Below are 24,885 nucleotides of genomic sequence, written 5' to 3'. Positions count from 1 at the left end.
TTATCAAATATGCTTTCAGAGAAAAATTATATATTTATTTAGCAATGTAGATGTATTATTATTTTATTATGCAATAATACCTCTTATTAATTGGGAATACAAATCCAAGTTATTATGGTTTTTAATATTATTAATCCCATTCTCTCGTATTTCTTCCCACTTATTTTTATTACTGTACAATTCTTTTATGGTATTGCATATTTCATCAATATCATGGATTTCAGTTTTTATAATATCACTTCCAATGCTCCATCCTATTTGTTTGCATAGCACGTCTGAAGCAATAACAGGCAATCCATGAGCTGCTGCTTCGTATATTTTATACGGGATACCGGCAGCGTAACGTGTAGGAGCTATAAAGAAGCGCGCATCATTATAAAGTTCAGTAAGATCGTCTACCTCACCGAGATATATTATGTGTTGTCCCTGAGGAAATACCGATAAGGACACTCCCGACCCTAAATGTCCCGCCATTATAAGCCGTGAATTTTCCGGAAGAAATTGTACCAGTTTTGGCCACAAAACCGTCGTTAGCCACAGGACCGAGTCATAATTGGGAGAATTATATTCATGAATCGCTCCGACGAAAAGAAAGTCAAATCTTTCTTCCCATGGCTTAGGAGTCGGTTTTGGCGTTTGAACATGACCAAGTACCGATACATTGGTGTAACCGTTCTTTTTTAGAAGACTGGCATCATAATCGTTTACAGCTACAATTTTTGTAGCAATTAACAGACATTCAAATTCAGAGCGAAGGCGTTCTGCAAGAGAAAAATGTTGATCTGACGGTATGCTCATAAGGCAGTCGTACTGCTCTTCGCGAACAGAGCTTACCGCTTCTGTATCTGCAATAATTTCGGCCAAAGGCATAAGGTGGGCTATCTGCTCGATAATCGGCACCAGACGTCGAACATTTTGCGTTCGACATATCCAGATCGTATCATACAATCCGGCACGTTGAGCAAAAAAATACTCAAGGTCATTAATATCACGATCCCATATGATCTCAACAGAGTCCGGAAACGCATTATAGAGCAGGTTCGCAGAGACAACAGGTTTGAATATAGGGAAAACAGTAACCTCATGTCCCATATGAGACATGGTAGTTATGATGTCATGTGATCGCGAAAATCCTGATCCATAAGACTTTAATGGAATTCTGTCTTCAATAAACAGAATTCTTTTTGAATCCTGCTTCCGAATAGAGCGCGCTAAATTCGTGTTTTGTTTTGACTTTACAGTTTTTTTTGAAAGAAAATCTCCGTGTTTTGAATTAAATATAATTCTGTTACGGTTAATGTATCCAGCCCCGTCTTTTGCGCTGGATGATCCATATTCATAATGTATAGCCGTTATTGACGGATCATAAACAACGTCATAACCGGATTTCCAGACATTTATACAATAATCGGTTTCTTCATAATAAGCTGGAATATAATCTTCATTAAAACCACCGATCTTTCCGAACAACTCTACTCTTGTAAAAAGAGCTGCTCCACAACAGAAATCCACATGACGCACAAAGTTCGCTTCTGGGGTATCTGGACTAGCGCCTCTCATATAACCTGTGACACTTCCATCGCGATAGATGATTGCGCCAGCCTCCTGTAACAAACCGTTCGTCCGGATCAATTTGCCGCCAATCACTCCCACTCCTGGATCGCGACGGAATCGATTGATTGCAGTCTCAATACTCCCCAACAGGATTTCTGTATCATTGTTCAAAAAAAGAACATACGGCGCACGCGCCTGCTGAACCGCTACATTGCAGGCACGGATAAAAGCAACGTTACCTTCAAATCGTAGAAGTGTTGCCCCGCGAACATAGCGCTCTATATGACGGGTTTCATCGTCTGATCCGCTATCAGCAAGGATAAGTTGGATTTCGTATCTGTAGGCGGCTCTTAAAGCTGTCAACGCATTCAACGTCATATCAAAATTATTATGCAAAACCATAATGACACTGATGTCGGGGTGCGTGAACGAAAAATTCAGTGGCGAGCGTGCGGCATTAATCGCCAAGGAAGCACTCTTCTTTTCAAAGGCAAATTTAGTTTGTACTTCAGTTCGTTCCAACGCGTCACCAATTTCAAGAACCTTCCCTTCAAGCTGGCACCATCCAACAAACACATTTGGAATACGGCCATTGAAAAGAAGCTTCTGGATATAGGGCGTATGATAAAATCGTTCTAAGTCGATGCCCAAATTTGGGCATCGACGTTCCTGAATGCCGTAAAGCAGAAAATGTTCATACGCATTAAAAAAACGTCCTGATCCCACAGGATCAGCAAGGTCTGGATTTTCTTCAATATAAAATTTTTCCGAGAAATATTGGGATGGGTTGTATTTTTTTTTATCATCATTTGTTAAATAATGATGAAGAAAAGAATTCCACGTACCTTTTTTTAATTCGTAAATAATTTCTGGGTAAGTTTCAGCATACCAAGTTGTATCAAAATAAATACTCTCGAAATCCCTTTTTGGATTTTGAATATAATGGTAAAATGGCCTTCTAATATTTCCATTTGGTAAGGATTTGAGATATTTTATCGGGTCAAAAAACCAAGATCCACACCTAAATTCTTGGTCGCCACTCTGGATGTAATGATCGTACCCATTCGAAAAAGTAGTTTCATTAACGAGTGTTTGAGCCACATCTTCATATCTGTTGAGATAATATTCTTCACAGAATAACCAATGAGGGTCCCTATCTTTATATCCAATTTTTCGGTAATGATCGAAACCGGAAATAAACTTTCCTTGGCTAATCGCAAGACGAACGTCCCCATAACGTTGGACGTAATAAGATTCATCAAAATACGGATTAGGCTGATAGCCACACGTCCCCGCCAGAAGTAAAATTTCTTCAGGAATAAAATTAACCTGATCCCTAAAAACCTCTTCGACTTCAGGATAGTTTTTTTTCATCCAGAGAAAATCAATATGGTCCCAAGAACTATTTTTTTCACTTGAATTTTTCAGTAAAATTATACTCATTTGTACTCTTCGACTTTCGGCTGTCCTGGGTGACGATATTTCATGATAATCTCAAGATCATAGTGAGATTTATGCGCCTCGGTGGAGGTCCGGGATACGCCATGGACTCGATAACGACAAAGAATTTCCGGCAAAAATACCATATCGATACCTTGATCGATGAACTTCAGCCAAAAGTCATAATCTTCCCATCCTTCTTCAATATGAGAGAATCCGCCCACCCGAGCCCAAGCAGTTTTTTTCATCATTGCCATGATGTCGACATAGTTATTACGATACATCCGCTCAACGTCCCATAAATCGGCACTTCCGAGTTGGTTACGGTCACCGAATTCGACGATCTGGCAATAAACACCTTGCGCGTCAGACCTTCGCAAACAATCATATAATTTGGCAATGGCTGTAGCCATGATTGTGTTATCAGCATCCATGATGAAGATCGTTTCAGAAGGACAGTGCTCGATTGCAGTATTTCGTGACGCGGAAGGACCCTGATTGCTGATATTTTTCAGTAATTTTATGGATAAAAATCTATTTTTATTTTTATCCATCCATTCCAAAATCTTTTCTACAGAAAGGTCCTTGCGAGAATCGTCATCGATTACCACAAGACTCAATCTCTGATGGGATTGATTTGAAATAGAATTAAGACACTCAATAACATATTTTTCATAGTTATAGTTTGTAACTATAACGGAAACATGACTAGGGTTATCTCTCAAGTCATCTGCACTGTAACTAAAAAGGATTTCCGGTTTTGGATTCCAGGCTTTATCAAGCATTTTCGAGACTTTCTTTCCAGACACGCCCAATAAAATTGAAAATATCATTAAACTTTGATTTTTGTAACTTTTTATCCTTAAAAAGACTTAGGCATGAAGTCTGTACTTCCTGCATTTTCGTCTGTCCTTCTGTCGTATCAAGAAGCCAGGAAATAAGATGTGGCATATGTCGAGGAGTTTCTGTGAGAAAATGGACCCCTTCCTGATAAAGAGGGGTAGGCAGGCACTCTTCCGTGACAACGACGGCACCTCGCGAAGCACCGTGTTTTATAATGCGATGCCACTCAAAATAAGGATCATCATTACGATGAATATTCAGACATATTTTGCTATTTTCAGCGACATAGAACGGCATACGCCCTAATATTTCGTTCACGCCCTCCATCCGAATGGGGCCATGGGGTTTGCGGTAATATAAAAAGCACTCACGCAGAGCAAAAAATTCAGCATTGCGTGAAAAGAATTTCTCCCGCTTCGCTGATGCATTTCCAAAAAAACTCATGTCGATTGAGCGCTCCGAAATTGGGCGCAGCGCTGATTTATGGGCCTCAATTTTTGCACTATCAGGCAGCACACGAAAAAGCGCGTGCGCGCGATCCTTATCTAAAATTCTTGTCGTGGTACAGCCAGGAATCGGATCAAAATGAAACGCTGGCAGCCCAATAGACTCAAACAATTCGATATTCTGATATAGGAAATCTATAACCCCTGCAGACATAAGAAGATATATTAGGCCTCGGGTAAACCATGCGGTTTGCGATTGCTCAGTGTTGAGCATAAGAGAGGACTTTAGAATATCCTCGCGTTCCCAATGCTTGCTTCCATCAAGAAAGAAAAACTCATGAGGAGCACAGAAAATACACAGGTCAGGCTTGGCACTTAAAGGTGTATTTTCTGTCTCTAATGAAATCTGAAAACCACCTCCCTTTAAGCAATCAAACAGATCTTCTGCAATCTCCTTGATGAAACAGTTTCCTTCAGTATGATAAAAAATACCCACTGACTTCGGCAAAGGAAGGTCTTTTTCCCTATGTGATGTCAGAAAGTATTTTATAGAATCCTTCGATTTTTCACCCAAAACATTTGCAATGCGCAGTTTGGAAAGAAGTGTACGTCCTTCCGGAATGCCATAAAGAACGGCATGCTGATGTGGCAAAAGATCCGAACTTGAAACATCTCCATTCAAAGAAATATAATCTTTTCCCGAAAACAATGAGAACTTTTCTAATCGACGTGTGGCACGGAACAAACTTTCATAACCAAACCTTTTCAAAAGGCCCTTATCAAAAAATTCCATTTGTCGATTATTTTTTAAATAATGAATAAATGGAGCTTCTCCGGGTTTAATTTCATCTTTAAATGCATTAATATATTTTTTATTATTGTATCTTTTGTTAGGATTTCTATTTAATTCATTTATTCCATATTTAATATAATGTACAAGAAGTGGAATTTCTATATTTTCTAGATCAGGATTGCTTTCTATATAATATTTTTCATCAAAAAGATCGTAGTGAATAATAAGATTATATAAATAAACCTCTTGCGGCGTCAAAAGGCACTTTGAAAGTTCTGACCTGTAGGAGTTCCGCGAAAGAAGATCGAGGAATGGATGCCCTTCTATTTCTCCGAGAGAAAAATCCGAAATATATAGTTTTGCATCAAATTCAGGATATGGCTTTCGCTGCTCTTCGTTCAATCCATAATAGACATAATGAGCAATGGGATCAATTCCATCTTTCGCAACATCCTCATTATCTGAAAGATAGGCCTCTTCATCAAATAAACCTGATTCTCTTATTTCAGCAATTAGCTTATCCGGATCCGAGAGCAAAGGAGAACCTTTCATAAAATTTTTAGCACAAAGAAGTGAAACTTAATCATAAAAAAACGATGAAGTCGATCTTAATTCTAAAGGAGAAAAGCCTTTGAACGGTCCGGGACACCCCGTTCTCCAATAATTATATTAGGTGTTTAGTCCCGGGATTTGATGGGTTGGATTGATGATGAATCTTTCTGGCTCTGAAGTCCAGATTTTGCAGACGTATTCGTAAGGGGTAAGGCCGTTTAGGGTCTTGAGTCTTCGCCCGAAATTATAGGCTGCCATACAGTCATTGAGGTGTGTCCTCAACTGCTCATGACTGTCGTAATGGAAGCGTTTGACGGTTGCTTCCTTGATTGTCCGGTTCATCCGCTCGACCTGACCGTTCGTCCAGGGATGATTGGGTTTCGTCAGACGATGTTCGATCCCGTGGGCTTCGCAGATCATGTCGAAGCGCATGGGGCGAGACCAGGCCGTATTGCGGTTACGGGGCTGATCAGCGAACTGGATGCCGTTATCGGTCAGAATGGTGTGGATCCGGTAAGGGATCATACTCAGGAGATGTTCGAGGAATTCCCAGGCTGTCTTCCGATCAGCTTTCCCGACGAGTTGTGTGACAGCGAATTTGCTTGTCCGGTCGATAGCAACGAAGAGGTGCAGCTTGCCCTCAGCAGTCTGTACTTCCGCTGTGTCGAGATGAAAGAACCCGATCGGATAGCGTTTGAAGCGCTGGCGTCTGGGCTTGTCTCCTTCGATGTCCGGCAACCGGGATATCCCGTGGCGCTGAAGGCAGCGATGCAGAGCCGAGCGTGTCAGATGAGGGATGCTGGCCTGCAGGGCATAAAGACAGTCATCCAGCGGCAGTAAAGTATGCCGGCGAAACGCCACAATCATCGCTTCGTCCGTCTCGGACAGGACCGTTGAGCGCGGCTCTTTAGGACCTGTCTTCTGATCCTCAACCGTTTGACGCTTTCGCCATTTTGCAACTGTTTTCGGGTTGATTCCGAACTCCTCGCTCAGCGTCGCGAGCGAAGCCTGCGATCGCCGTATTGCTGCTCGCACGGCGTGCGTGGTCGTGGCGCTGCCATGACGTATCTGTCCCATAAGGCTTCCTTCCACTCGCGTGAAAATAATACCCCATCAAATCCCGGGACTAAACACGATCTTTTGGCTAGGTTTCGTGGACAAAGGTTGACAGTGGACCCATGCCTTGATTCGAGGCTGTCTTTTGGAGGCCGCGTTGGGCGAGCGGATTGGACTGGCGGACGACGAGTGGGCGATCATCGGTGCACTTCTGCCGTCTGAACATGGTCGAGGTTGCCGGCCGGCGCAGGATAACCGCCTCTATTTCGAAGGCATGATGTGGATTGCGCGGACAGGCTCGCAGTGGCGACACCTGCCAGACGAATACGGCAAGTGGAACAGCGTGTTCCGCCGCTATCGGCGCTGGGTTACAACTGGCGTGTTCGACGCGATGCTGGAAACGCTGGCTGAAATGGTGGAGCGCGACGCCACCGCCGACATGATCGACAGCACCGTGGTCCGGGCACATCATTGTGCCGTCGGCATAAAAAAGGGGATCAGGAGACCGAGGCGCTTGGCCGATCGCGCGGTGGCTTCAGCACCAAACTCCACGCCCGATGCGATGCCAAAGGCCGCCCGCTCGGATTTGTCCTGACACCAGGGCAGACCCACGACATCCAGGGCTTCGGTCCGCTGTTCCGCATGATCGCAGACAAGATTGAGGCGTTGCTGGCCGACAAGGGCTATGACGCCGACGCCATCCGTGAGGAACTGACGAAAGCCGACGTCGAAGCGGTCATCCCCGCCAAGAGCAACCGGCGCGAGCCTATCGTGCACGACCGCGAAAAATACCGCTGGCGCAACCTCGTCGAGCGTCTGTTCAACAAGCTCAAGAACTGGCGGCGCATCGCAACCCGATACGACAAAACCAAGGAATCTTACCTCGGCTTTGTCAATCTAGTGTCAGTCCTCCAGTGGATACCCTTTGTCCACGAAACCTAGTCAGCGGACACAGGCAGAAGGCGCTATGGCTGCATGCCTGCAACAGGGTGGAGGTAGGAGATTTGCCGACAGGTACCGATATTGAGGCTCTAGCAGCGTTCTACGGATCCCTCCTACGCGGCATGGCCGTCCAAGCTCGTGACGGAGCATCACAGGAGCGGCTGATGGAAATTGCGCGGTTTGGAATGAACGCCTGGCCAAAGGCATGACCGAAATTTTTAAGAGGCTTCATCAAACCGATTGGTTATGAACTCCAGCATGCAAATGCATTATAGTTGGCATAACAAATATTATGCGACATAGCTTTTAGCGCCCAGAAGTCAAAATACAAGCGTCTCGTTTTCTCGCCGACCACAATCAAAGAAACAGCATTAAAGTTGGGTACCCGTGCCTGGAACGATAGGATCTTCCGCAAAGGGTCGGTTCAGGATGCCAAGCACGTCGTCTGCAACGTAAATCCGATTGCGGGCGTAGCCAGTTCGTTCTCTTAGGATCCCCACCTGGCAAAGCTGGCCAATTGCCGTGTGAGCAGCGGGTGGCGTAATCGACAGCAAAGCTCCCAGCCGTGGCGCCGTTAGAACCGGATAATCCGTAAGGATATCAAGCGCTCGTAGCGCTGCTGATCCCTTTCGAAATGAACGACGGGTCAACCATGCAGCATGCAGGGTTCTGAGCGCTCCACGGGTGATGCGTAACTCCTGAACCGTTTGAACAATGGCATTCGATACAAAGCCGATCAGAGGAAGCCAGTTTAGTTTCTGCTGTGCTTGTTTGAGTGCTGCATAATAAGCCTGTTTGTGGAACTCTATATACGGTGAAAGATAGAGCGGAACTTGTTTCTCAGCTGCCATCATCAAGGGCAGCATGAGCCGGCCCACGCGACCATTCCCGTCTCGGAACGGATGAACAGCCTCAAAATGAGCGTGGGCTAACGCCATCCGGGTAATCAAGGATTGGGTCATCATCTGCATCCCATCTTCCCGCATGTAATCCAGGGTATCTTTCAGAAAATGAGGGACTTCAGCCGGCGGTGGAGGATTATAGACGGAATAGGCAATATGCCCATTGCCGCCGATCCATACGACCTCCTGTCGGAAGTCTCCCGGAGTATCCCGGTAGGACGCATCATGGCCGAGTACACTCCGATGCAGGTTCTGGATCAGATCGACCTGAAAGATTTGACGGCCCGCAATAAGAGCCGATGGCACGAACCGCTCCAGAGCCAGCGCGTAATCCCGAACCTGTCGAACCACCTGCCCCCCCTGATCGTCATCTTCGTCAGCAATAAGAAGTTCATCCAGGGTGCTATGGGTTCCTTCCATCGCCGAACTGCTGACAGCTTCACGGCGGCTGAGAATACGACTGATCTGATAAGGGTCTGGAAGAGAGCGTGCAATCTCATCAGCCTGTCCCAATGCCAGCTGGGCTTCGGAATGCACCGCTGTGATTTCTTCAAGAGGAATTCCTTCCTCCGGAAGAGGGAGAGGAAGCACCCCGTAGTGATGCTCATAAGGGGCTGGAAGACGCACCAGACGCTCACGGACACCACCGGATAGTTCAGTTCGCTTCATGCCCCAAACCTTTATCAGAGAACTTGAAAAGACAATCTTATTAAAGGTTATTAAAGAAAGATTTCAATAATTTTCTCTTTTCGGGGCTGTGTGAAAGGTTCGCGGATATGGATGCAATCAACATTTTGTCCTGACGATAGACAGACGACTGCTACGCAACTAGGGCGTTGTGGCCCTGACTGACTCAGAGAGCTAATCCCCCCTTGTTGGGACACTGGTTGGACTAAAATGTCGTACCGCGTGAAAGTCTAGTGAGCAGCTTATCTACGCCCTGGGAACAAGGGTTCGCACGTCCAATTAACGATCAAATCAACCGATTGTAATCCTGTTCAGTCTAGATGAAAGATGCTAATTATCCTGCTAAAGGCGAGAGACATAGCGCGCCTTCCGGCCTGTGAAACAACGGAAAAGTCTCTCAGACGCATTGTCATAACGTCCCGTTCGGAGTGTGACGCAAATTAGGCCCTGTGACTCAGTTTTCCGGTCGAGGATTTCAGATGACGATTTCTCTTGAAGTACTCAAAAGACAGGCCCGACAGGAAAGCCAGTCTGGCGCATTGTCTTACACGCAAGCTCTCGAACGCCTCTCCAAACAGCACGGGTTCCGGACGTTTGCGGCCCTGAAGGCCAGCCTCTCCAAGTCAGTGCCCGTGGAACTCCAGCGTGCAAACACCGAAAAGACGGGCACGACTACTTCCGGCCTGAAGTGGACACTGGTCGAGCCGGTTTTCGTCGGAGAGGTAGAGGATGCTCCTCCATTTTCCATGGATCAGATCGAGCCGATAGGCGACCGGCTGATTAAGACCACTCATTCCATTCCCCTGCCGAAAGAGCTTATCGAGTATCTGGAGCCCGTATGGAACTCTTATGCTGCGGACGTTTCCAAGAGCGACGCCTCGTAGATTAAGTGGCTGCTCCTCCGTTCGCTGAAAGATTGACCCGCCTCAGTCTCGAACTGGGACGTCTGGACCAGGCGCTGAGAGGGGCGTCAGTGACGCCTGCTGTTGTGTTCCGACAACGCCTGGCTGCCATCCAGCGTCACTGCGCTGTCGATGGCTGGATGATTGATCCCTGGTATCTCGTCGCTGAACTGCATGGTCTTGCTCCGAAAGTGGTCGGGCAGGACAGTTTCGAGCGCGGCACGTCCGTGGATGCTGCCTCTCATGCCTTTACGCTCTGGCGTTGGCATGCTCACCCGGATGAGATGCAGACAAATGCCATTGCCGAAGCTGAAGCGTTCCTGAACGATCAGTCGTCAGGCTGGGGACCGATCCTCGATGCAGGCAGTGCTTTTCATCGTTGGCTGGCGTCCGGGCGTCACCGTGCTCCCTTCTGTGCAGCGTTAGGGCGGTACTGGCATTCCCATGATATTCTCCGGACGCCTTTGATCCTGACAGGCATTGAGTCACTCACGCCAGGAACCCCTTGGGAAATTGAGTCCTGGCTGTGCTGGTGGCTTGATGCTCTTCTGGCCGAAGTCCGCGAGGCGCACGATCTCCTCCGTCAGCTGGAGCGAGCCAGGAGGCAGGCGCTTGAGAGATGCGGCGCGCAACGTCGGCATTCGCGCGCACCCCAGGCGATCAATGTGCTGGCGATCCAGCCGCTCATGTCCGCGTCCATGCTGGCGGATCGTCTCGGCATGTCGCTGAAAAGCGCGCTACAGCTTCTCAGCGTGTTCCAGGACCGAGGCATTGTTGTGGAAGTCACCCATCGGGCCGCTCATCGCCTGTTCAGCCTTGCCGGACTGACCCCCCTTCGCGATGTTGTGACACCACCCAACCGACCCGTGCCTGGCCGAAAACGCGGGCGTCCGCGTAAGAATGATTCTTTCACGGCACAGTCTGTGCTGGCGGAAGAGAGTGCACAGCTCCCGCCTCCAACCCGATTGGATCCGGTTCAGTTCGACTATGAGGATCTGGCTTCTGCCATGAATCAGGCAGATGAAGCCATGATGCGAAGTTCCCGGCTAATCGCCCGCCTCAAGGGAAAGATGGCCAGTTAGACCTGTCATCTGTTCAAAGAACCTGAAGGGATGACTCTTGCAACGGTCTCTGCAGTTTCAGGGCGTCCAGTGTGGGGGCCGTCAGCCAAGTCTCGATCTCTTCCCGGTCTTCCAGAATGACGGGCATGGCTTTGGGATGGTAGGGCGCGACCTCGCCTTCCTTGAGCTTGCGCACCGAGGTCCAGGACGTCCAGATCCCAGCAAAGAAGCGGAGCGGCTTCGTGGCATCAGCTGCAAACCATACCGGATGAAACGAACCGTCATCCTGTCGCGCCTGTTCCGAGAAAGCCGTAAATGGCACGACGCAGCGATGAGAAAGGCCCAGCCAACGTCGCCAGTGCGGAGATGCCGTATTGCGGATGTTCGTCACTCCCCGGTCGACCTTGCGCCCTTTGAGGGCAAACGCCGGAGATGGCATGCCCCACCGGGCCAGAACCATCTCCCGTCCGTTCTGCCCGTTGCGCACAATTGGCGCCGCGTAGTCCGGATAGATGTCCGGCATGAGCGGCAGGTTGCCCGTGTGGTCATTGAGTATCTCCGCAATGGCGCGGATCTCGTCCTGTGAGGACGTCTGGGCATACAGATTACACATGATCGCTTTCTTGCTCTGAAGCAGGGTGTCCTATTCGGAATTGGCTCTCAGAAGAAAAACACCGATCGGTCCGCCTGTGTTTCCTTTTCAGAAGGAATAAAAGCTGTTGTTGTTTGTGCGGTGGACTTGTGGGCAGAGCCACGCCCTGTGGTCAGCTCGCCAGAGCTGTCTCCGGGGCGTGAGTGACCGCCTTCAGGCGGCTGTCCACAAATCCACGGTTAGGAACCGCCTGTCTGGCTAATTATTCCTATGCCCCGTTGCTGGCTGAATACGGTTAGTTCGATTTGGTCTTTTGCACTCGGCAGCCTTTAGCCTCATGCCGCACTCACATAGGTCATCGGTAAAGTGCTCCTTGAAGCGGCTCAGCAACTGAGGCGCGCTAAAGGAGACGACCATGACCACACCGACAAGCACCGCACGTTCCGAAGCCTTTCACCTTCTGTCCCGGGCTCTTCTGAACATCCGTTCCGAAGCTCAGAGCGTGCTTGGATCCAGCGAAACGCTCTCCCCTGAGCATCAACGTGTACTCTCGGCCATTGAGGCCGCTGCCGACGCTGTGCACAACCTTCCGCATCTGCTGGCCGAGCAGACAGAATCAAACGAGGTCGCCCTTATCGGCGAAGTGACGACCGCAAAGGAGGCCCTGACAACGCTCAAAATGGGCAGATAAACAGCTCTTTTGAGCCTGCTGGGCGGAGTGATAACGCTGTCTTCCGCAGGGATCCGTCTTAAAAATTAACTTGCGTCCCGCGCTCGTTTGTTCTCTTTATGTTCTTATCAAGGAGAACAGTCATGACTTCGAACGCGCTGGCGCGTCTGCGCGAGCAGGTCCGATGCCTCGAGCGTCGGAGCCTGCCTCACTCTATTTTCCGGGTGCTGCCAACAGGCCTGCAGCCGGTCGATAACCATCTGGGCGGCGGCCTCAAAACCGCCAGCCTGCATGACATTCTGGTGCCCGATCCGCTTGAAATTGGTTCCAGCCTCGCCCTGCTTCTGCCTCTGCTCGCGCGCAGTGGCCAGCCTGTTTTCTGGCTGGGTACGGTCCCCCCTCAGCTCCATGCCTGGGGACTGCACCAGACCGGGATCTCGCTCCGACACCTGATCTGCGTTGAGAGCGATGACGCCAGTGTTCTGGCTGTGGCCGAGGATATCCTGCGCGGTCCCGAGCGAGCCCTTGTCGTGATAGCTGGTCCGCATATCCCCTCCCTGACAGAAGTGCGTCGCCTGAATCTGGCCGCCGAAAGCAGTGGAAATACTGGCTTCTTCCTGCGCCCTGTCAGCACCTCCCGCTCCTCCGGAAAAGATCCCTGTGCCTGCGCCACACGCTGGCAGATCACCTCTCATCCTTCAGCCCCTCTCTGTTTGCCGGGACTGGTTCTGCCGCTTCCCGGCCCCCGCCGTCTTTCCGTCTCGCTGCTGCGGGTGCGTGGAGGACGTCCTGCTCACTGGCTCCTCGACTGTCCTGACCATGCGCCGCTTCCTCGCCCTGTGGCTTCCTTTCTGGCACACCGAGCGCCTTCAGCTCTGCCAGCAGGATCATTACCCCCCCGATCGCCCGCTTGTCGTGCACGCGCCTGAGCACAACCGCCAGACGCTCACGGCCGTCAATCCGGTGGCGCTGGCAGCGGGCCTGAGACCCGGCCAACCGCTTGCCCAGGCAAGGAGTGTCCTGCCGGACCTCCTGTGCGTTGAGCAGGACACTGACGCCGATGATGCGGCTCTCCTGGAGCTCTGTAGCTGGCTACTGTGGCTGTCGCCCCTGCCCGCTCTCGATGCGCCGGATGGCCTGTACAGTGACACAACTGGCTGTGCCCATCTTTATGGTGGTGAAGAGGCCATGCTGTCTCTTGTCCGGACGCGCCTTTCCGAGAAAGGTCATACCTGTTCTCTGGTCCTGAGCGACAGCGCGGCGGCCTCGCGCGCGCTGGCACGCTCGCGCCTCGACGGCGCCTGCGTCATTCCGCCTGGTCAGCAGAAACAGGCTTTGGACAAACTATCCTGCTCGGCTCTGCCGATTGCCCCGGAGACAGCATCCCGTCTCAATCGTCTGGGACTGACAACCATTGGTGCGCTTGCAGCCCTTCCCCGCGCGCCTCTGGCCAAGCGGTTCGGCGCGGAGCTTCTCACCTGTCTGGATGAAGCCGTTGGCTTTCAGGCAAGACCGCTGAGCGTGGTTCAGGTGCGGGACCGGATCTCCCTGTCGCGCTCGCTTGTCGAGCCTATCGGCACAGCCGAGGCGATTGCGACCGTCATTGAAGCTCTCGTGCCGAAAGCCTGCGTCCTGCTGTCCCGTCGCGGTGAAGGCGCACGGCAGATCGATTTTCTCTGTGTCCGTGTGGACAGCACGGTCCAGGCCATCCGTGTGGGCACGTCCGATCGGACCTCAGACAAGACGCGCATCCTGCGCCTCCTCAAAGATCAGATTTCCCGGATTGAACCCGGTTTTGGCATTGAGGCTGTCACCCTCACGATCAGCGCCAGCGAGCCGATAGAGGCCGGCCCCGCTCGCCCGGTACTTTCAGACCCAGAAGATCGTCAGGTCGACACGGTGCCCGCGACCCTCATCGACCGGCTGATCAACCGTCCTGGTGTTGCAGCCGTCTATCAGTTTGCGCCCCGGTTTTCCGCCTGGCCAGAGGACGGACAGTCTCGCGTTTCTCCAGGCAACATGGCAAAACCCCCTTTCGCGAGCCAGATGCTCTGGGCGCGGCCGAACATTCTGTTCGATCTGCCCGTCCGGGTGCAGGTGACTGCCCTGCTTCCGGACGGTGCGCCCCGCCAGTTCATCCTCAAGCGACAGACGCATCGCATTGCGGCGGCCGATGGCCCCGAACGTCTGCTTGGCGAGTGGTGGCAGACGTCCGAAAGTTACGGCGCGATCCGCGACTACTGGCAGGTCGAGACCACGACCGGCCTGCGCCTGTGGCTGTTTCGCAAAGGCGACGGAGCCCATGACTGGTCTGGGTCGGGCGCGTGGTTTCTTCAGGGAATATTCTGATGGAGCCCCGCGCTGACCTGATCCCGGCCAGCACTTCGGACGTGGCCGAAGTCCTGATGCACGCGTTGTGCTATGACGGACGCATGACGCCGCCGAGCTGATGGCGCGTCTCGTAGCCGAGCGTCTGGTCGCTTATCTCGAACGCTCCGGCTTCGTGGTCATGCGCGCGCCCACCAGCAAAGCGCCTGATAGCAGCCGGCACCCCCATCCCCACCGCCGCTAGGCCATGAGCACGCCTTACGTCGAATTGCAGGTGACGTCCTCGTTTTCGTTCCTGCGCTCGGGCAGTCAGCCGGATGAACTGATGTTTCAGGCGAAAGCCCTGGGCTATGACACGATCGCTCTGACCGACTGGAACACTGTAGCCGGAGTGATCCGCGCCCATCTGGCAGCGCGCGAGGCCGGTCTGCGCCTTTTGCCCGGATGCCGTCTGGCTCTACGTGATGGCAGCGCGCTCCTGGCCTACCCCCGCAATCGCGCGGGTTGGGCAGGCCTCTGCCAGCTCCTGACGCTTGGTCATCACCGAGGCGAGCGGGACGTGTTTCTTCTGGGCTGGGAGGATCTCGTAGCAGCGGCACCAGACCTCCTCCTGATCCTGTTACCGCCCGAGGATCTGGCAGCGCTTTCCGGGCACGTTCAGAGCCTGATGGATCTGCCAGGACACAGGGCAGGCGAAGAAGAGATCCGGTTTCTCGCGCTGTCGATGCTCCGGCAGCCGGGAGATCTCGCGCGGCTTCACGCACTCGCGGCGTTCAGTGCGGCACAAGGTCTGGCCTGCGTTGTGACGGGAGACGTTCTTTATCACGATGCGCGCCGGCACGTTCTTCAGGATGTGGTCACAGCCATCCGGGAAGGCTGCACCGTCGATGCTCTTGGCAACCGCCGTCACGTCCACGCCGATCGCCATCTGAAAGCCCCTGAAGAACAGGCACGCTTGTTCGCCGCCTTTCCGGATGCTCTGGTTAACACGCGGCGGATTGCCGAGGCCTGCGCCTTCAGTCTGGATGATCTCACCTATCAGTATCCGACCGAAACCGAGCGCACAGGCGAAAGTGCGCAGGACACCCTGACACGTTTGGTCCAGGCCGCACTGCCGCGTCGCTATCCGGCCGGGGTGCCCCCAGAAGTCGAGGCGCAGATCGCCCACGAACTGAGACTGATCGGCTCTCTGTCCTACGCGCCATATTTCCTGACTGTGAATACGATCGTGCGTCATGCCCGCTCACTCGGGATTGTCTGTCAGGGGCGCGGATCTGCTGCGAACTCGGCCGTCTGCCATGCTTTGGGCATCACGAGTATTGATCCGGTTCGCTCGGGTCTTCTGTTCGAGCGCTTCATCTCGGCCGAACGGCAGGAACCACCCGACATCGACGTCGATTTCGAAAGCGACCGCCGAGAGGAAGTGATCCAGTGGATCTACCGGCATTACGGCCGTCACCGCGCGGCGCTGTGTGCCACCGTGCAGCGCTATCAGCCCAAAGGGGCGTTGCGCGAGGTCGGCAAGGTGCTCGGGCTGCCAGAGGATCTGACCGGCCAGCTTTCCAAACATATTGCCTCGTCCCTGCCGGATCCGGACCTGTGCAAGGCGCGCGCTGCCGACCTTGGCCTGAACCTGAAAGACAGACGCCTCAGCCTGACGTTTCATCTCGCCCGTCAGCTTCTCGGCTTCCCGCGCCAGCTTGGCACGCATCCGGGCGGATTTGTGCTGACCGAGGATCGGCTGGACGAACTTGTTCCCCTGCTGCCGACCGCCATGGACGGACGTCAGATTATTGTCTGGGACAAGGACGATATTGACGTGCTGCGCTTCATGAAGGTGGACGTTCTGGGTCTCGGAATGCTCGGCTGTCTGCGGCGAGGGTTCGAGCTGCTGCACACTGTGTACCAGACCCGCATAGACCTGGCTTCGATCCCGGCCGAGGATCCGCAGACCTATCGCATGATCCAGAAAGCCGACACGCTCGGGACATTCCAGATTGAAAGCCGGGCGCAGATGTCGATGCTGCCGCGCATGAAGCCCAGGACTTTCTATGATCTGGTGATACAGGTCGCGATTGTCCGGCCCGGGCCAATCCAAGGAGATATGGTTCATCCCTATCTCCGCAGGAGAGAGAAACTGGAGCCTGTCACCTATCCGTCCGAGACCCTGCGCGGAATCCTTGGGAAAACTTTGGGCGTGCCGCTGTTCCAGGAACAGGCAATGCAGGTGGCCATCCATTGCGCGGCCTTTACGCCAGGCGAGGCGGACCAGCTCCGCCGTGCGATGGCGACGTTCAAAGCGACAGGCGGGGTCTCGCCGTTCCGCGACAAGCTGGTGAACGGGATGCTGGCCAACGGGTATGAGCAGGGGTTTGCCGAACAGACGTTCAGCCAGCTCGAAGGGTTTGGCAGCTACGGCTTCCCCGAAAGCCATGCCGCCTCGTTTGCCCTGATTGCTTACGCCTCGGCCTGGATGAAATGTCATCATCCGGATGTGTTCTGTGCCGCCCTGCTGAACAGTCAGCCCATGGGGTTTTATGCGCCCTCGCAGATTGTTCAGGACGCACAACGCCATGGCGTCGAGGTCCGGCCGATCTGTATCAATGCTTCACGATGGGATTGCACCCTGGAGCGCGGCCGAAACGGACGGTACGCGGCGGTCCGGCTGGGGTTCAGGATGGTGCGCGAGCTGGCGAACGGACACGGGGCGGCCCTGATCGCGGCCCGAATGCCGGATTATGAGAGTATTGATGACGTCTGGCGGCGTGCGGATGTGCCGGTCTCGGCCCTGGAATGTCTCGCGGAAGCGGATGCGTTTCGAGTGTTCGGGCAGATGCGCCGTACTGCGCTCTGGTCGATCAAGGGGTTAGCGGACACGGCGCTGCCGTTGTTCGAAGCGGCGGATCGAGGGCGGAACTTTCCGCTGCCGGAAGTGGTCGAGCCGGAAATTGTTCTGCCGCAAATGTCAGAGCGATCCTGGGTGCATGAAGATTATCGGGCGACCGGACTCAGTCTGAACGGGCATCCCGTCGCGTTTCTGAGGGAGGGACTGCGAAAAGAAGGGATCGTTCGTTGCGGGGATCTTCCTTATCTACGGGATGGGCGCCGGATCCAGCTTACGGGTCTTGTGCTGATGCGGCAGCGGCCAGGCACGGCGAACGGCACAATGTTCGTGACCATCGAGGACGAAACGGGCACGGCCAATCTGATTGTCTGGAAGGATGTACAGGAGAAATACCGACTTCCTCTTCTCGCCTCCCGTCTTCTGGCCTGTAAGGGCAGGCTTCAGAAAGAAGGCGAGGTGATCCATGTCGTTGTGCTCAGTCTGGAAGACCGCACGCCATTGCTTCAGGGATCGAAGCTGCTGAAGGCACGAGACTTTCGATAAGGAAGAACACTGCCTCGACCGTTTTGTTTTTATGAAGGAAGACATTGGTGTTGAACCAATAAGGTTGTGGGAAGAGCCGCGCCTGTAATCAGCTATGGGGGGACAACGGTATGTCGCTTTACGGGCGAAAAGTCGTAAAAGCGGACCGTCGCCCAACCGAAAGATGTGATGCCTCACACGACACTCATAATATTTCAGAGATTACACTTTGAATATAAGTCATTTTCGCATAAGTGTCAGAAAATTTCCCTTCGGATGACACCCCTCTTAATTCAGGTTAATCCAAATATAGAGTAATTTATATATTATTTTTTAATATACAATTATTAATGCTTTAACTTAATAATATTACTCTTAATAAATAAGGCCCAAATAAATATAATAATGAATAAAATAATTACATAAATTGGTATTTTTCTATTTTTTGTAATTTCCTTGTCAATTTTTTTTGGATCCATTTTTAATATTTTCAGTATATCTTCTTCCTCTTGAGAGCCTTCCAGGCTGTAGTCAATGGCTATTAATTGGTTTTCACTTAGACAAGCATGAGGTCCATAGTCTTTATTGTTTTGACATATAATAAATCTCCATCCAAGCATCAAGAACTCATGATTGCATTCACCAACCGAAACTGGATCCAAGACAAGAAGTGGTAATTTATCATTATATTCATCGCTTTTTATCCTTCCCACGTATATCGGGAAATCCGCCTCCGTCCCAGGGTCACCATTTTGCAACATGGTTTTGATTTTATTGGCGCTAGCCCCGGTTAACTGAACATTTGCAAAATGTTCGTCGTTTGTTTCGTGTGCGCGCCAAAGTGTTGCAAGAATAGCCAATTTAAATTCTTTGTAATTATAGTTTTTATCAATTAATGCAGTCGTATTTCCAAATCTCTCTCCATTAGTATTATATTGAGATTTAATGTAGTTAACAAGATAATTCTCATAACTCGAAAAACTATTATCACATTCTCCACAGGTAAGATTATGATCTACAAATCCCTTTGATTTCTCAGAAGGCGTTTCTTCCCACGTGGTATATAATTTTAAAGGACCATCTTGACCACGAATACTCTTGAATATTGCATGAGGGATAATGTGCGCACCTATTAATTTACGTCTATTCCCACAAAATCGACATTTACCAATTTTCATTTATAATATACCTAAAATTAACAACAATTATATCAGAGATGTAGCGACACGCAATGACAAACTGAGATCAGCATTCTTCTCAGCAGTACAAATCGTCTTCGCTATCATCGGAATTGACTGATGACACGCGCTCAACTCTTATCCCTAACAGCTTTCATATTGCTGTAAAGAATACAGGAAAATGATGCAGTTTACTCGAATTCTCCTGTTTTCAAGAAGCTTTTAAGGGTAATTGCGAATTCCTCTGATTTAATTTTCGCGAATGAATGTGCGTCAGCTTTTACCTGACTATCTTCTTTTTTGATGTCGGCGAATAGGCAATACGCGGTTCCATAAGCGCTAAATATCGCTCTTTTATCCTCGTAATCCGTAGTAATTATACCCCGCATAATGGTCATGATCTCCCATGCAAGAAAGAATGCATGTTTGAGATCCCCCTGTGTCGCCTTATCTATATTGAAACCGCGGTCAAGATCCGCATGTGCAACCATTTTATTGCGTGTGTGATGCAGTCGTTGCACCATATCATATGTATCTTTGCTCCTCAAAATATTAAATAAGCTCTGAAGACGCTCCTTAAGTGGATCGAATTCTTCTTTTTTTCTTCGTTCTACCCCCTGATCTGACTGGGCTTTAAGCTCTTCAGGTGAGGTATCAGTGAGCGCACTCATAAACTCTAGGTATTCAGGAGAGTCTGTTCGGCCGATCTGTAAATGCGGATCAATAAAAAGATCGAAAACAGCATCGTTTAGGAGATTACTCACGCAGAAAGAAAGGCTGGCTGACTGTTTTGCTTTTGTATCGGGCTCGAACATTCGAACGACCGCACTCAAGAGAGAATCGGATGCCATCGAACGTAACGTAACAAATCCAGCCCCTGCCGAGGAATCATTTAGCTTTTCTGCCAAAGATTCGTCGCGCCACGCTATTTCCCACATCGCAAAGTATTTAATGCAGAGGCTCATATTATCCTGAAGCAGGTTGAAGTGCTTTTCAAGCTGATCGGTAAGTTGTTGTGGGGACACTCTTTTAGCCCTTAACAATGCGGTTTCTGTCTACCAAATGATGAGAGACGTATGTCTCCCTTCTTGTCAATTTAATCATTACGTCTCTTTAAGTTAAATCTATATACTTAAGAGACGCCCTTCTGCAGTATCACGGCGTGCATAGCTTATTTCCATATCAAAGAAAGTCACTGTGCCTTTGCCCGCATCAGTCAGGTAGGCATATTGGCCATTAAAACGGATAAATCTGTGCGTCGTAAGCCGTCTGCTTTGCGGAAAGAAAATTGATGCATGGAAAGTCGGACATGAAGGCGTAAGCGGACATTACCGGTTTCCCTTGACGTCAGGCCCGGAAGTGTCCAGCGGTGGCGGCATGGATACCATCAGCCTTCTTGCTCTACTCCTGACCCTCTCGGCAGGCTTCAGCATTCTCAATCATCACACACTGCGTATTCCGGTCACGATTGGTGTTCTGATTTTCTCGTTGCTGACGTCGCTTGTGGTCATGATCCTGAATCCGCTGCTTCCGGCCTGCGACCTTCAGGCTTTTCCACGATCAGTGCTTGGAGCCATCAATCTCCCTGCGGCACTTCTGAATGGCGCGTTGTCGCTTCTCCTGTTTGCCGGTGCCATGCAGGTCAATGTCGGACATCTGAGGGAAAAGCTGATGTCTGTGACAGCCCTCTCCATTCTGGGAACCATTCTGGCCGTCGCGTTTCTTGCGGTCGCAGCGTGGTCCGTTTTTCCTCTGCTGGGACACGCGGTTCCCTTTACATGGTGCATTGTGCTCGGTGCCATTCTCGCGCCTACGGATCCTGTTTCAGTCGTGGGAATGCTAAAACGTCTGGGTCTGCCGGGACCGCTTCAGGCTGTTTTTGCAGGTGAAAGTCTGTTCAACGATGGCGTGGGTGTTGTCATTTTCGGTGTCACGATCGGGCTGGCAACCGGAGGAAGTCACGAAGTGACCGCCTCCGAGATTGTGCTGAGTTTCTGTCGGGAGGCAATCGGTGGTGGTCTGTTGGGCGCATTGACCGGGTGGATTGCTTTGCGAGTGCTTAAAGGGCAGCGGGATCCGCATATTGACCTGCTGACATCGCTGGCCCTGGCCACTGGAACCTTCAGCATCGCCAACCAGCTCGGAATGTCCGGAGCGATTGCCGTCGTGGTGGCCGGTCTCTGCTTCGGGACAGGCTATAGCCATTCCATTTTCGACGAAGCGTCCCGCAAGGATCTCGACGTTGCGTGGACCCTCATTGACGAGGTGCTGAACGTCATGCTGTTCATGCTGATCGGCTTTGAAATCCTTGAGATCAAGCCGCATGTGTTTGTAGCTCTGGCGACGCTTACCATTATCCCGCTGTCCATTGCTGTGCGCGCCTTGAGTGTGCTCTTTTCAACGCTCCCAACCCACCTCAGGCAATGGGAGCGGGGCCGCGTCTTGGGTATCCTGACATGGGGTGGCCTCCGTGGAGGCATCTCGGTCTCTCTGGCGCTTGGACTGCCAGCCGGAGACTTACGCGAATTGCTGTTGCCGGTTTGTTACGGCGTGGTGGTATTCACGATTATCGCACAAGGACTCACGATGGAATGGGTCGTCCGAAGACTGTTCCCCTCAACCCGCGTCTTAAGCTCAGATCGGTAACTTCTCCTCAGGGGCAGAGTCCTGTTTCGTAGGCATGTGCTCTGGTTGTGACGAGGGTTTGTCTATCGTTTCCAGAAATCTGTCGGCCAAGGCGGTATAGAGAGGCTGAGGGCAGACAATCCGGGAGACACCAAACGCCAGAAAAGCTGTGGCCAGAAGTGCAAGCGTCACCTGCTGGTTATCGCAGATTTCCATGACGATAATCGTTGCTGTTAACGGCGATTGAGCAACACCACAGAAATAGGCGACCGTCCCCAACAGCACGACTGCACCGGGGGTCGTATGCGGAAGAAACTGTTCGATCCATCCGCCGATGCCCGCTCCGATTGCAAGAGAGGGTGCGAACATTCCGCCTGGAATTCCCGAACAGTACGAGACCAACATGGAGAGATACTTCAGGATAAAGAACGAGGCGGGGTAGTGGTCTGTCCCTGCAAAAATTGCTTGAGCCTGCACATAGCCCGTTCCGTAAGTGTTGCCTTTGGAGATCAGGCCGATCACGGCGGTCAGCAGGCCGCACAATGCTGAGAACATGATCGGACGCTGTTTAGCCAGTCGGCCGACAGAGCCAGGTAAGCCTCTGGACGCCCTGATGACGAGTGCGGCAAAGCTTCCCCCAGCCAGCCCTCCGACGATGCCGCAAACGAGAACGGCGATCCATGCCGTTCCAACCGGGATGTTGACGTCGGCATGGCCAAAATAGGTATAATTTCCCATGAGGGTAATAGCGGTGACACCTGAGATCACAACGATCGTCAATGTGCGGCCGGAGGCTTTCTGCTCGAAAGAGTGCGAAAGCTCCTCAATAGCAAAGACAATGCCAGCCAGCGGCGTGTTGAAAGCCGCTGCCATTCCAGCAGCGCCTCCCGCCAGAATCATGCTGCGCTTGGACGCGATATTGGACTGCCCAAGCAGTCTGGAAAAGCCATGCATGATTGAGGCTCCGATCTGCACGCTGGGACCTTCACGTCCGATGGATGCACCGCAGACAAGGCCAAGGCAGGTCAGAATGATTTTCCCGGCAGCAATCCGCAGCGTGAGAATACGGTCAACAACGGTGTAGTTTCCCATGTGAAGGGTGGCGATCGTCTGGGGAATTCCAGACCCCTGTGCCCCTTTGAAAAGCGTTCGTGTCATCCAGGTAATAAAGGCAAAGCCCGCGGGCGCGAGAACAAGCATGGCCCAGGGATGCCATGTCACGAAGCGCGTCCGCAGGTCGGCGCACTGATCACCCAGCCGGGCGAATAAAACGGCAGTCAGACCCACAAGGACAGCGCCGATCCAGTAAAGACTCATCCTGCGCCAACGTGTTGTCCTGGCGCGCGCTGTTCGTCTGAGATGGTGGATCCTGTCCTTGTGATGAACAGATGGTTTCACAGGAGCAGAAGGCATATCAGACACAGAAAACGTCCATAGCAGTACAAGCCGTTTCCTCGGCCCTCATGACGACGACTGGAAAACTAGAATAAGAATGTCGTGCCAGATTTATCTGAACCGGGTCAAATATCGGAATTCATGATGTCGCCTTCCCTCATGCCAATTGCTGTCTCCGCGCGCCGCATTTTCATCCTGGGCCTTGTCGCAGGATATGTAGATGCTCTGAGCTTCGTGGACCTGGGAGGTGTCTTTGCAGGTGCGATGACTGGAAACACCACGCATATGGGCGCCTCATTCGTACAGGGAAATTGGGCCCATGGTTTCCTGCTTGTCGGTGCGCTGGCGATTTTCTTTGCCAGTGCGATTCTGACCAGCCTGGCGCGCCTTCTCTGGCTTCCGGCTTACGGCATTGTGTTCATGACGATCCTGATGGTGCTGGCACAGGCGGCTCATTCATCTCCATACCGATACTGGGGTGAGTTCCTGATTCTTCCAACTCTGCTGGCTGTACAGGGAGAAACCATTGCGAAATTTTCCGGCACATCAATGCCGACGATTGTCATTACAACCAATCTTCTGAAAGCCGCATCTGGCATTGCAACCTGGGTGGCGGCAAAACTGGCACCATCCCGAGTGGGTAATCCGCTCTCCGGAAGTATTCTCCTGCCGGGGCTGTCCTTCTTGTCTTTTTTTGTGGGGGCAGTGATGGCAGCACTCGGGCTGGCAATGCACGGCAGTTTTCCGTTTCTCTGGCCCCTGCCATTTCTGGCTCTGCTTTACTGGGACGTCTGGAGAACAGAGCGTGACGGGCGTTACGAGGACTGAAAAGAGCCAAAGTTGAATATCACAGAACAATCTGGCCTCTGATGCTTTAAACCCTCTTGTACAGTTACGTTTGCAAGAGGCCCTCGTAGAAAACGACGCAATTATAATTTCTTCATGTCAACAATTTCGCTGGCAGAAAAATAATAATCAGAGTCAGCTCTCTGGAGAAGGTATGAATTCGATTTGGGTGCAAAAATAATCTTCATGGGAAGTGTCACGTGATATCCCTGCACACGTGCGTCATATTGGACCTCGGGTCCGTGTATTTCATAGAGAGCACCGAGTTCTTGGACAGTCATGTCAAAAACCTCCCCTTGCATCTGGGATAGATAGATTTCCATATTGGGAAATACTTATTCTATTATAATATCCCAGATGTGGTCTATGCGCGAGCATAAAGCCCAATCAAATTTATAAAAAAATTATTAATATTGAAACATTCTTTGAAAAATAAAGAAGCCATTTCGTGTGTATGAATTTTGGAAAGATCTTGCATCTTCGAGAGACCCATATTCGTGAAAATGCCTCTGTCGATATATTATCTGAGTTTTTCTCTCCTTTTACTAAGTGGTCTTTCGCAGGCTGGAGCAGAAACACTTGGAGGGATCGAAGAACTGTTTGTTGATGCGCTTGTCTGATGATTTTAGTTTTTTGGCGCTTTGATTGAGGGTTTCCGGGGTGACTTTCGCTCTGCGTTTTGAGCAGATCACGGTCCATCGCCGGT

General features: G+C 51.3%; 18 protein-coding genes and 1 pseudogene. 10 read left to right on the top strand and 9 right to left on the bottom strand.

Annotation, left to right across the window (positions count from 1 at the left end; genetic code table 11):
- Positions 1 to 66 precede the first annotated feature (66 nt).
- The 4 genes from J4P41_RS13795 to J4P41_RS13780 all read right to left on the bottom strand — a co-directional run bounded on the left by J4P41_RS13795 (position 67) and on the right by J4P41_RS13780 (position 6,705).
- Positions 67 to 2,997: a glycosyltransferase gene (locus J4P41_RS13795; RefSeq protein ID WP_426067594.1), complete on the bottom strand. Its 2,931-nt coding sequence runs from the start codon at positions 2,995 to 2,997 to the stop codon at positions 67 to 69.
- Entirely contained in the window at positions 2,994 to 3,779 is a 786-nt protein-coding gene (locus J4P41_RS13790) for a glycosyltransferase family 2 protein (protein ID WP_426067593.1), read from the bottom strand. The genes J4P41_RS13795 and J4P41_RS13790 overlap by 4 nt, the downstream gene beginning before the upstream one ends.
- Positions 3,772 to 5,628 carry a hypothetical protein gene (locus J4P41_RS13785; protein ID WP_426067592.1) on the bottom strand — a complete coding sequence of 619 codons (1,857 nt, stop codon included), beginning with the start codon at positions 5,626 to 5,628 and terminating at the stop codon, positions 3,772 to 3,774. The genes J4P41_RS13790 and J4P41_RS13785 overlap by 8 nt, the downstream gene beginning before the upstream one ends.
- Before the next feature lie 117 nt (positions 5,629 to 5,745).
- Positions 5,746 to 6,705: an IS481 family transposase gene (locus tag J4P41_RS13780; protein ID WP_426067591.1), complete on the bottom strand. Its 960-nt coding sequence runs from the start codon at positions 6,703 to 6,705 to the stop codon at positions 5,746 to 5,748.
- A gap of 166 nt (positions 6,706 to 6,871) precedes the next feature.
- Between J4P41_RS13780 and J4P41_RS13775 the strand changes: the two are divergent.
- Both J4P41_RS13775 and J4P41_RS13770 read left to right on the top strand, forming a co-directional pair.
- Positions 6,872 to 7,626 (top strand): annotated as a pseudogene (locus J4P41_RS13775) (IS5 family transposase); the annotation flags it as partial.
- 62 nt (positions 7,627 to 7,688) lie between these two features.
- Positions 7,689 to 7,835, top strand: a complete 147-nt coding sequence (locus tag J4P41_RS13770) for a hypothetical protein (RefSeq protein WP_426067590.1) — start codon at positions 7,689 to 7,691, stop codon at positions 7,833 to 7,835.
- A 162-nt stretch (positions 7,836 to 7,997) separates the two neighbouring features.
- Here J4P41_RS13770 and J4P41_RS13765 read toward each other — a convergent pair whose 3' ends face one another.
- The gene (locus J4P41_RS13765; RefSeq protein ID WP_426067589.1) at positions 7,998 to 9,197 is read right to left on the bottom strand and encodes a Fic family protein; all 1,200 of its coding nucleotides are present in this window, start codon (positions 9,195 to 9,197) and stop codon (positions 7,998 to 8,000) included.
- Positions 9,198 to 9,694: 497 nt separating this feature from the next.
- Here J4P41_RS13765 and J4P41_RS13760 point away from each other — a divergent pair, with 497 nt between their 5' ends.
- Both J4P41_RS13760 and J4P41_RS13755 read left to right on the top strand, forming a co-directional pair.
- Positions 9,695 to 10,099, top strand: coding sequence for a glyoxalase superfamily protein (locus tag J4P41_RS13760; RefSeq protein WP_426067588.1), 405 nt, complete (start codon positions 9,695 to 9,697; stop codon positions 10,097 to 10,099).
- 32 nt (positions 10,100 to 10,131) lie between these two features.
- Positions 10,132 to 11,199 carry a hypothetical protein gene (locus J4P41_RS13755; protein ID WP_426067587.1) on the top strand — a complete coding sequence of 356 codons (1,068 nt, stop codon included), beginning with the start codon at positions 10,132 to 10,134 and terminating at the stop codon, positions 11,197 to 11,199.
- A gap of 13 nt (positions 11,200 to 11,212) precedes the next feature.
- Here J4P41_RS13755 and J4P41_RS13750 read toward each other — a convergent pair whose 3' ends face one another.
- Positions 11,213 to 11,791, bottom strand: a complete 579-nt coding sequence (locus tag J4P41_RS13750; protein ID WP_426067586.1) for an SOS response-associated peptidase — start codon at positions 11,789 to 11,791, stop codon at positions 11,213 to 11,215.
- A 394-nt stretch (positions 11,792 to 12,185) separates the two neighbouring features.
- Between J4P41_RS13750 and J4P41_RS13745 the strand changes: the two genes are divergently transcribed.
- From J4P41_RS13745 to J4P41_RS13730, 4 genes are all read left to right on the top strand, one after another.
- On the top strand, positions 12,186 to 12,461 hold the full coding sequence (locus J4P41_RS13745) for a hypothetical protein (protein ID WP_426067585.1): 276 nt from the start codon (positions 12,186 to 12,188) through the stop codon (positions 12,459 to 12,461).
- 122 nt (positions 12,462 to 12,583) lie between these two features.
- Positions 12,584 to 13,369: an ImuA family protein gene (locus J4P41_RS13740; protein ID WP_426067584.1), complete on the top strand. Its 786-nt coding sequence runs from the start codon at positions 12,584 to 12,586 to the stop codon at positions 13,367 to 13,369.
- The gene (locus J4P41_RS13735; protein WP_426067583.1) at positions 13,260 to 14,789 is read left to right on the top strand and encodes a Y-family DNA polymerase; all 1,530 of its coding nucleotides are present in this window, start codon (positions 13,260 to 13,262) and stop codon (positions 14,787 to 14,789) included. The genes J4P41_RS13740 and J4P41_RS13735 overlap by 110 nt, the downstream gene beginning before the upstream one ends.
- A 226-nt stretch (positions 14,790 to 15,015) precedes the next feature.
- Positions 15,016 to 18,156 (top strand): error-prone DNA polymerase, encoded by a 3,141-nt coding sequence (locus J4P41_RS13730; RefSeq protein WP_426067582.1) that lies wholly within the window; start codon positions 15,016 to 15,018, stop codon positions 18,154 to 18,156.
- A 326-nt stretch (positions 18,157 to 18,482) separates the two neighbouring features.
- Here the strand turns inward: J4P41_RS13730 and J4P41_RS13725 are convergent, their stop codons facing one another.
- Positions 18,483 to 19,313 (bottom strand): hypothetical protein, encoded by an 831-nt coding sequence (locus J4P41_RS13725; protein WP_426067581.1) that lies wholly within the window; start codon positions 19,311 to 19,313, stop codon positions 18,483 to 18,485.
- 191 nt (positions 19,314 to 19,504) lie between these two features.
- Positions 19,505 to 20,338 carry a hypothetical protein gene (locus J4P41_RS13720; RefSeq protein ID WP_426067580.1) on the bottom strand — a complete coding sequence of 278 codons (834 nt, stop codon included), beginning with the start codon at positions 20,336 to 20,338 and terminating at the stop codon, positions 19,505 to 19,507.
- A gap of 352 nt (positions 20,339 to 20,690) precedes the next feature.
- Here J4P41_RS13720 and J4P41_RS13715 point away from each other — a divergent pair, with 352 nt between their 5' ends.
- The gene (locus J4P41_RS13715) at positions 20,691 to 21,959 is read left to right on the top strand and encodes a cation:proton antiporter (protein WP_426067603.1); all 1,269 of its coding nucleotides are present in this window, start codon (positions 20,691 to 20,693) and stop codon (positions 21,957 to 21,959) included.
- Here the strand turns inward: J4P41_RS13715 and J4P41_RS13710 are convergent.
- The gene (locus tag J4P41_RS13710) at positions 21,948 to 23,255 is read right to left on the bottom strand and encodes a chloride channel protein (RefSeq protein ID WP_426067578.1); all 1,308 of its coding nucleotides are present in this window, start codon (positions 23,253 to 23,255) and stop codon (positions 21,948 to 21,950) included. The two genes, J4P41_RS13715 and J4P41_RS13710, sit on opposite strands and share 12 nt — an antisense overlap.
- A gap of 222 nt (positions 23,256 to 23,477) precedes the next feature.
- On the opposite strand from J4P41_RS13710, the gene J4P41_RS13705 reads away from it, so the two are divergent.
- Entirely contained in the window at positions 23,478 to 24,161 is a 684-nt protein-coding gene (locus J4P41_RS13705) for a YoaK family protein (protein WP_426067602.1), read from the top strand.
- The last annotated feature ends 724 nt before the right edge of the window (positions 24,162 to 24,885 follow it).

It is taken from the genome of Gluconobacter sp. NFX36, assembly GCF_049887835.1.
Lineage (GTDB): Bacteria > Pseudomonadota > Alphaproteobacteria > Acetobacterales > Acetobacteraceae > Gluconobacter > Gluconobacter japonicus_A.
Note: the sequence above shows the minus strand (reverse complement) of the source record. Positions and strands in the feature narration are given on the sequence as shown.

What these genes read in the sequence shown, in the direction of transcription:
- J4P41_RS13795 (WP_426067594.1), bottom strand. Translation starts at nt 2,997, where the DNA reads ATGAGTATAATTTTACTGAAAAATTCAAGTGAAAAAAATAGTTCTTGG.
- J4P41_RS13790 (WP_426067593.1), bottom strand. Translation starts at nt 3,779, where the DNA reads ATGCTTGATAAAGCCTGGAATCCAAAACCGGAAATCCTTTTTAGTTAC.
- J4P41_RS13785 (WP_426067592.1), bottom strand. Translation starts at nt 5,628, where the DNA reads ATGAAAGGTTCTCCTTTGCTCTCGGATCCGGATAAGCTAATTGCTGAA.
- J4P41_RS13780 (WP_426067591.1), bottom strand. Translation starts at nt 6,705, where the DNA reads ATGGGACAGATACGTCATGGCAGCGCCACGACCACGCACGCCGTGCGA.
- J4P41_RS13765 (WP_426067589.1), bottom strand. Translation starts at nt 9,197, where the DNA reads ATGAAGCGAACTGAACTATCCGGTGGTGTCCGTGAGCGTCTGGTGCGT.
- J4P41_RS13760 (WP_426067588.1), top strand. Translation starts at nt 9,695, where the DNA reads ATGACGATTTCTCTTGAAGTACTCAAAAGACAGGCCCGACAGGAAAGC.
- J4P41_RS13750 (WP_426067586.1), bottom strand. Translation starts at nt 11,791, where the DNA reads ATGTGTAATCTGTATGCCCAGACGTCCTCACAGGACGAGATCCGCGCC.
- J4P41_RS13745 (WP_426067585.1), top strand. Translation starts at nt 12,186, where the DNA reads ATGACCACACCGACAAGCACCGCACGTTCCGAAGCCTTTCACCTTCTG.
- J4P41_RS13740 (WP_426067584.1), top strand. Translation starts at nt 12,584, where the DNA reads ATGACTTCGAACGCGCTGGCGCGTCTGCGCGAGCAGGTCCGATGCCTC.
- J4P41_RS13735 (WP_426067583.1), top strand. Translation starts at nt 13,260, where the DNA reads ATGCGCCGCTTCCTCGCCCTGTGGCTTCCTTTCTGGCACACCGAGCGC.
- J4P41_RS13730 (WP_426067582.1), top strand. Translation starts at nt 15,016, where the DNA reads ATGAGCACGCCTTACGTCGAATTGCAGGTGACGTCCTCGTTTTCGTTC.
- J4P41_RS13725 (WP_426067581.1), bottom strand. Translation starts at nt 19,313, where the DNA reads ATGAAAATTGGTAAATGTCGATTTTGTGGGAATAGACGTAAATTAATA.
- J4P41_RS13715 (WP_426067603.1), top strand. Translation starts at nt 20,691, where the DNA reads ATGGATACCATCAGCCTTCTTGCTCTACTCCTGACCCTCTCGGCAGGC.
- J4P41_RS13710 (WP_426067578.1), bottom strand. Translation starts at nt 23,255, where the DNA reads ATGAGTCTTTACTGGATCGGCGCTGTCCTTGTGGGTCTGACTGCCGTT.
- J4P41_RS13705 (WP_426067602.1), top strand. Translation starts at nt 23,478, where the DNA reads ATGTCGCCTTCCCTCATGCCAATTGCTGTCTCCGCGCGCCGCATTTTC.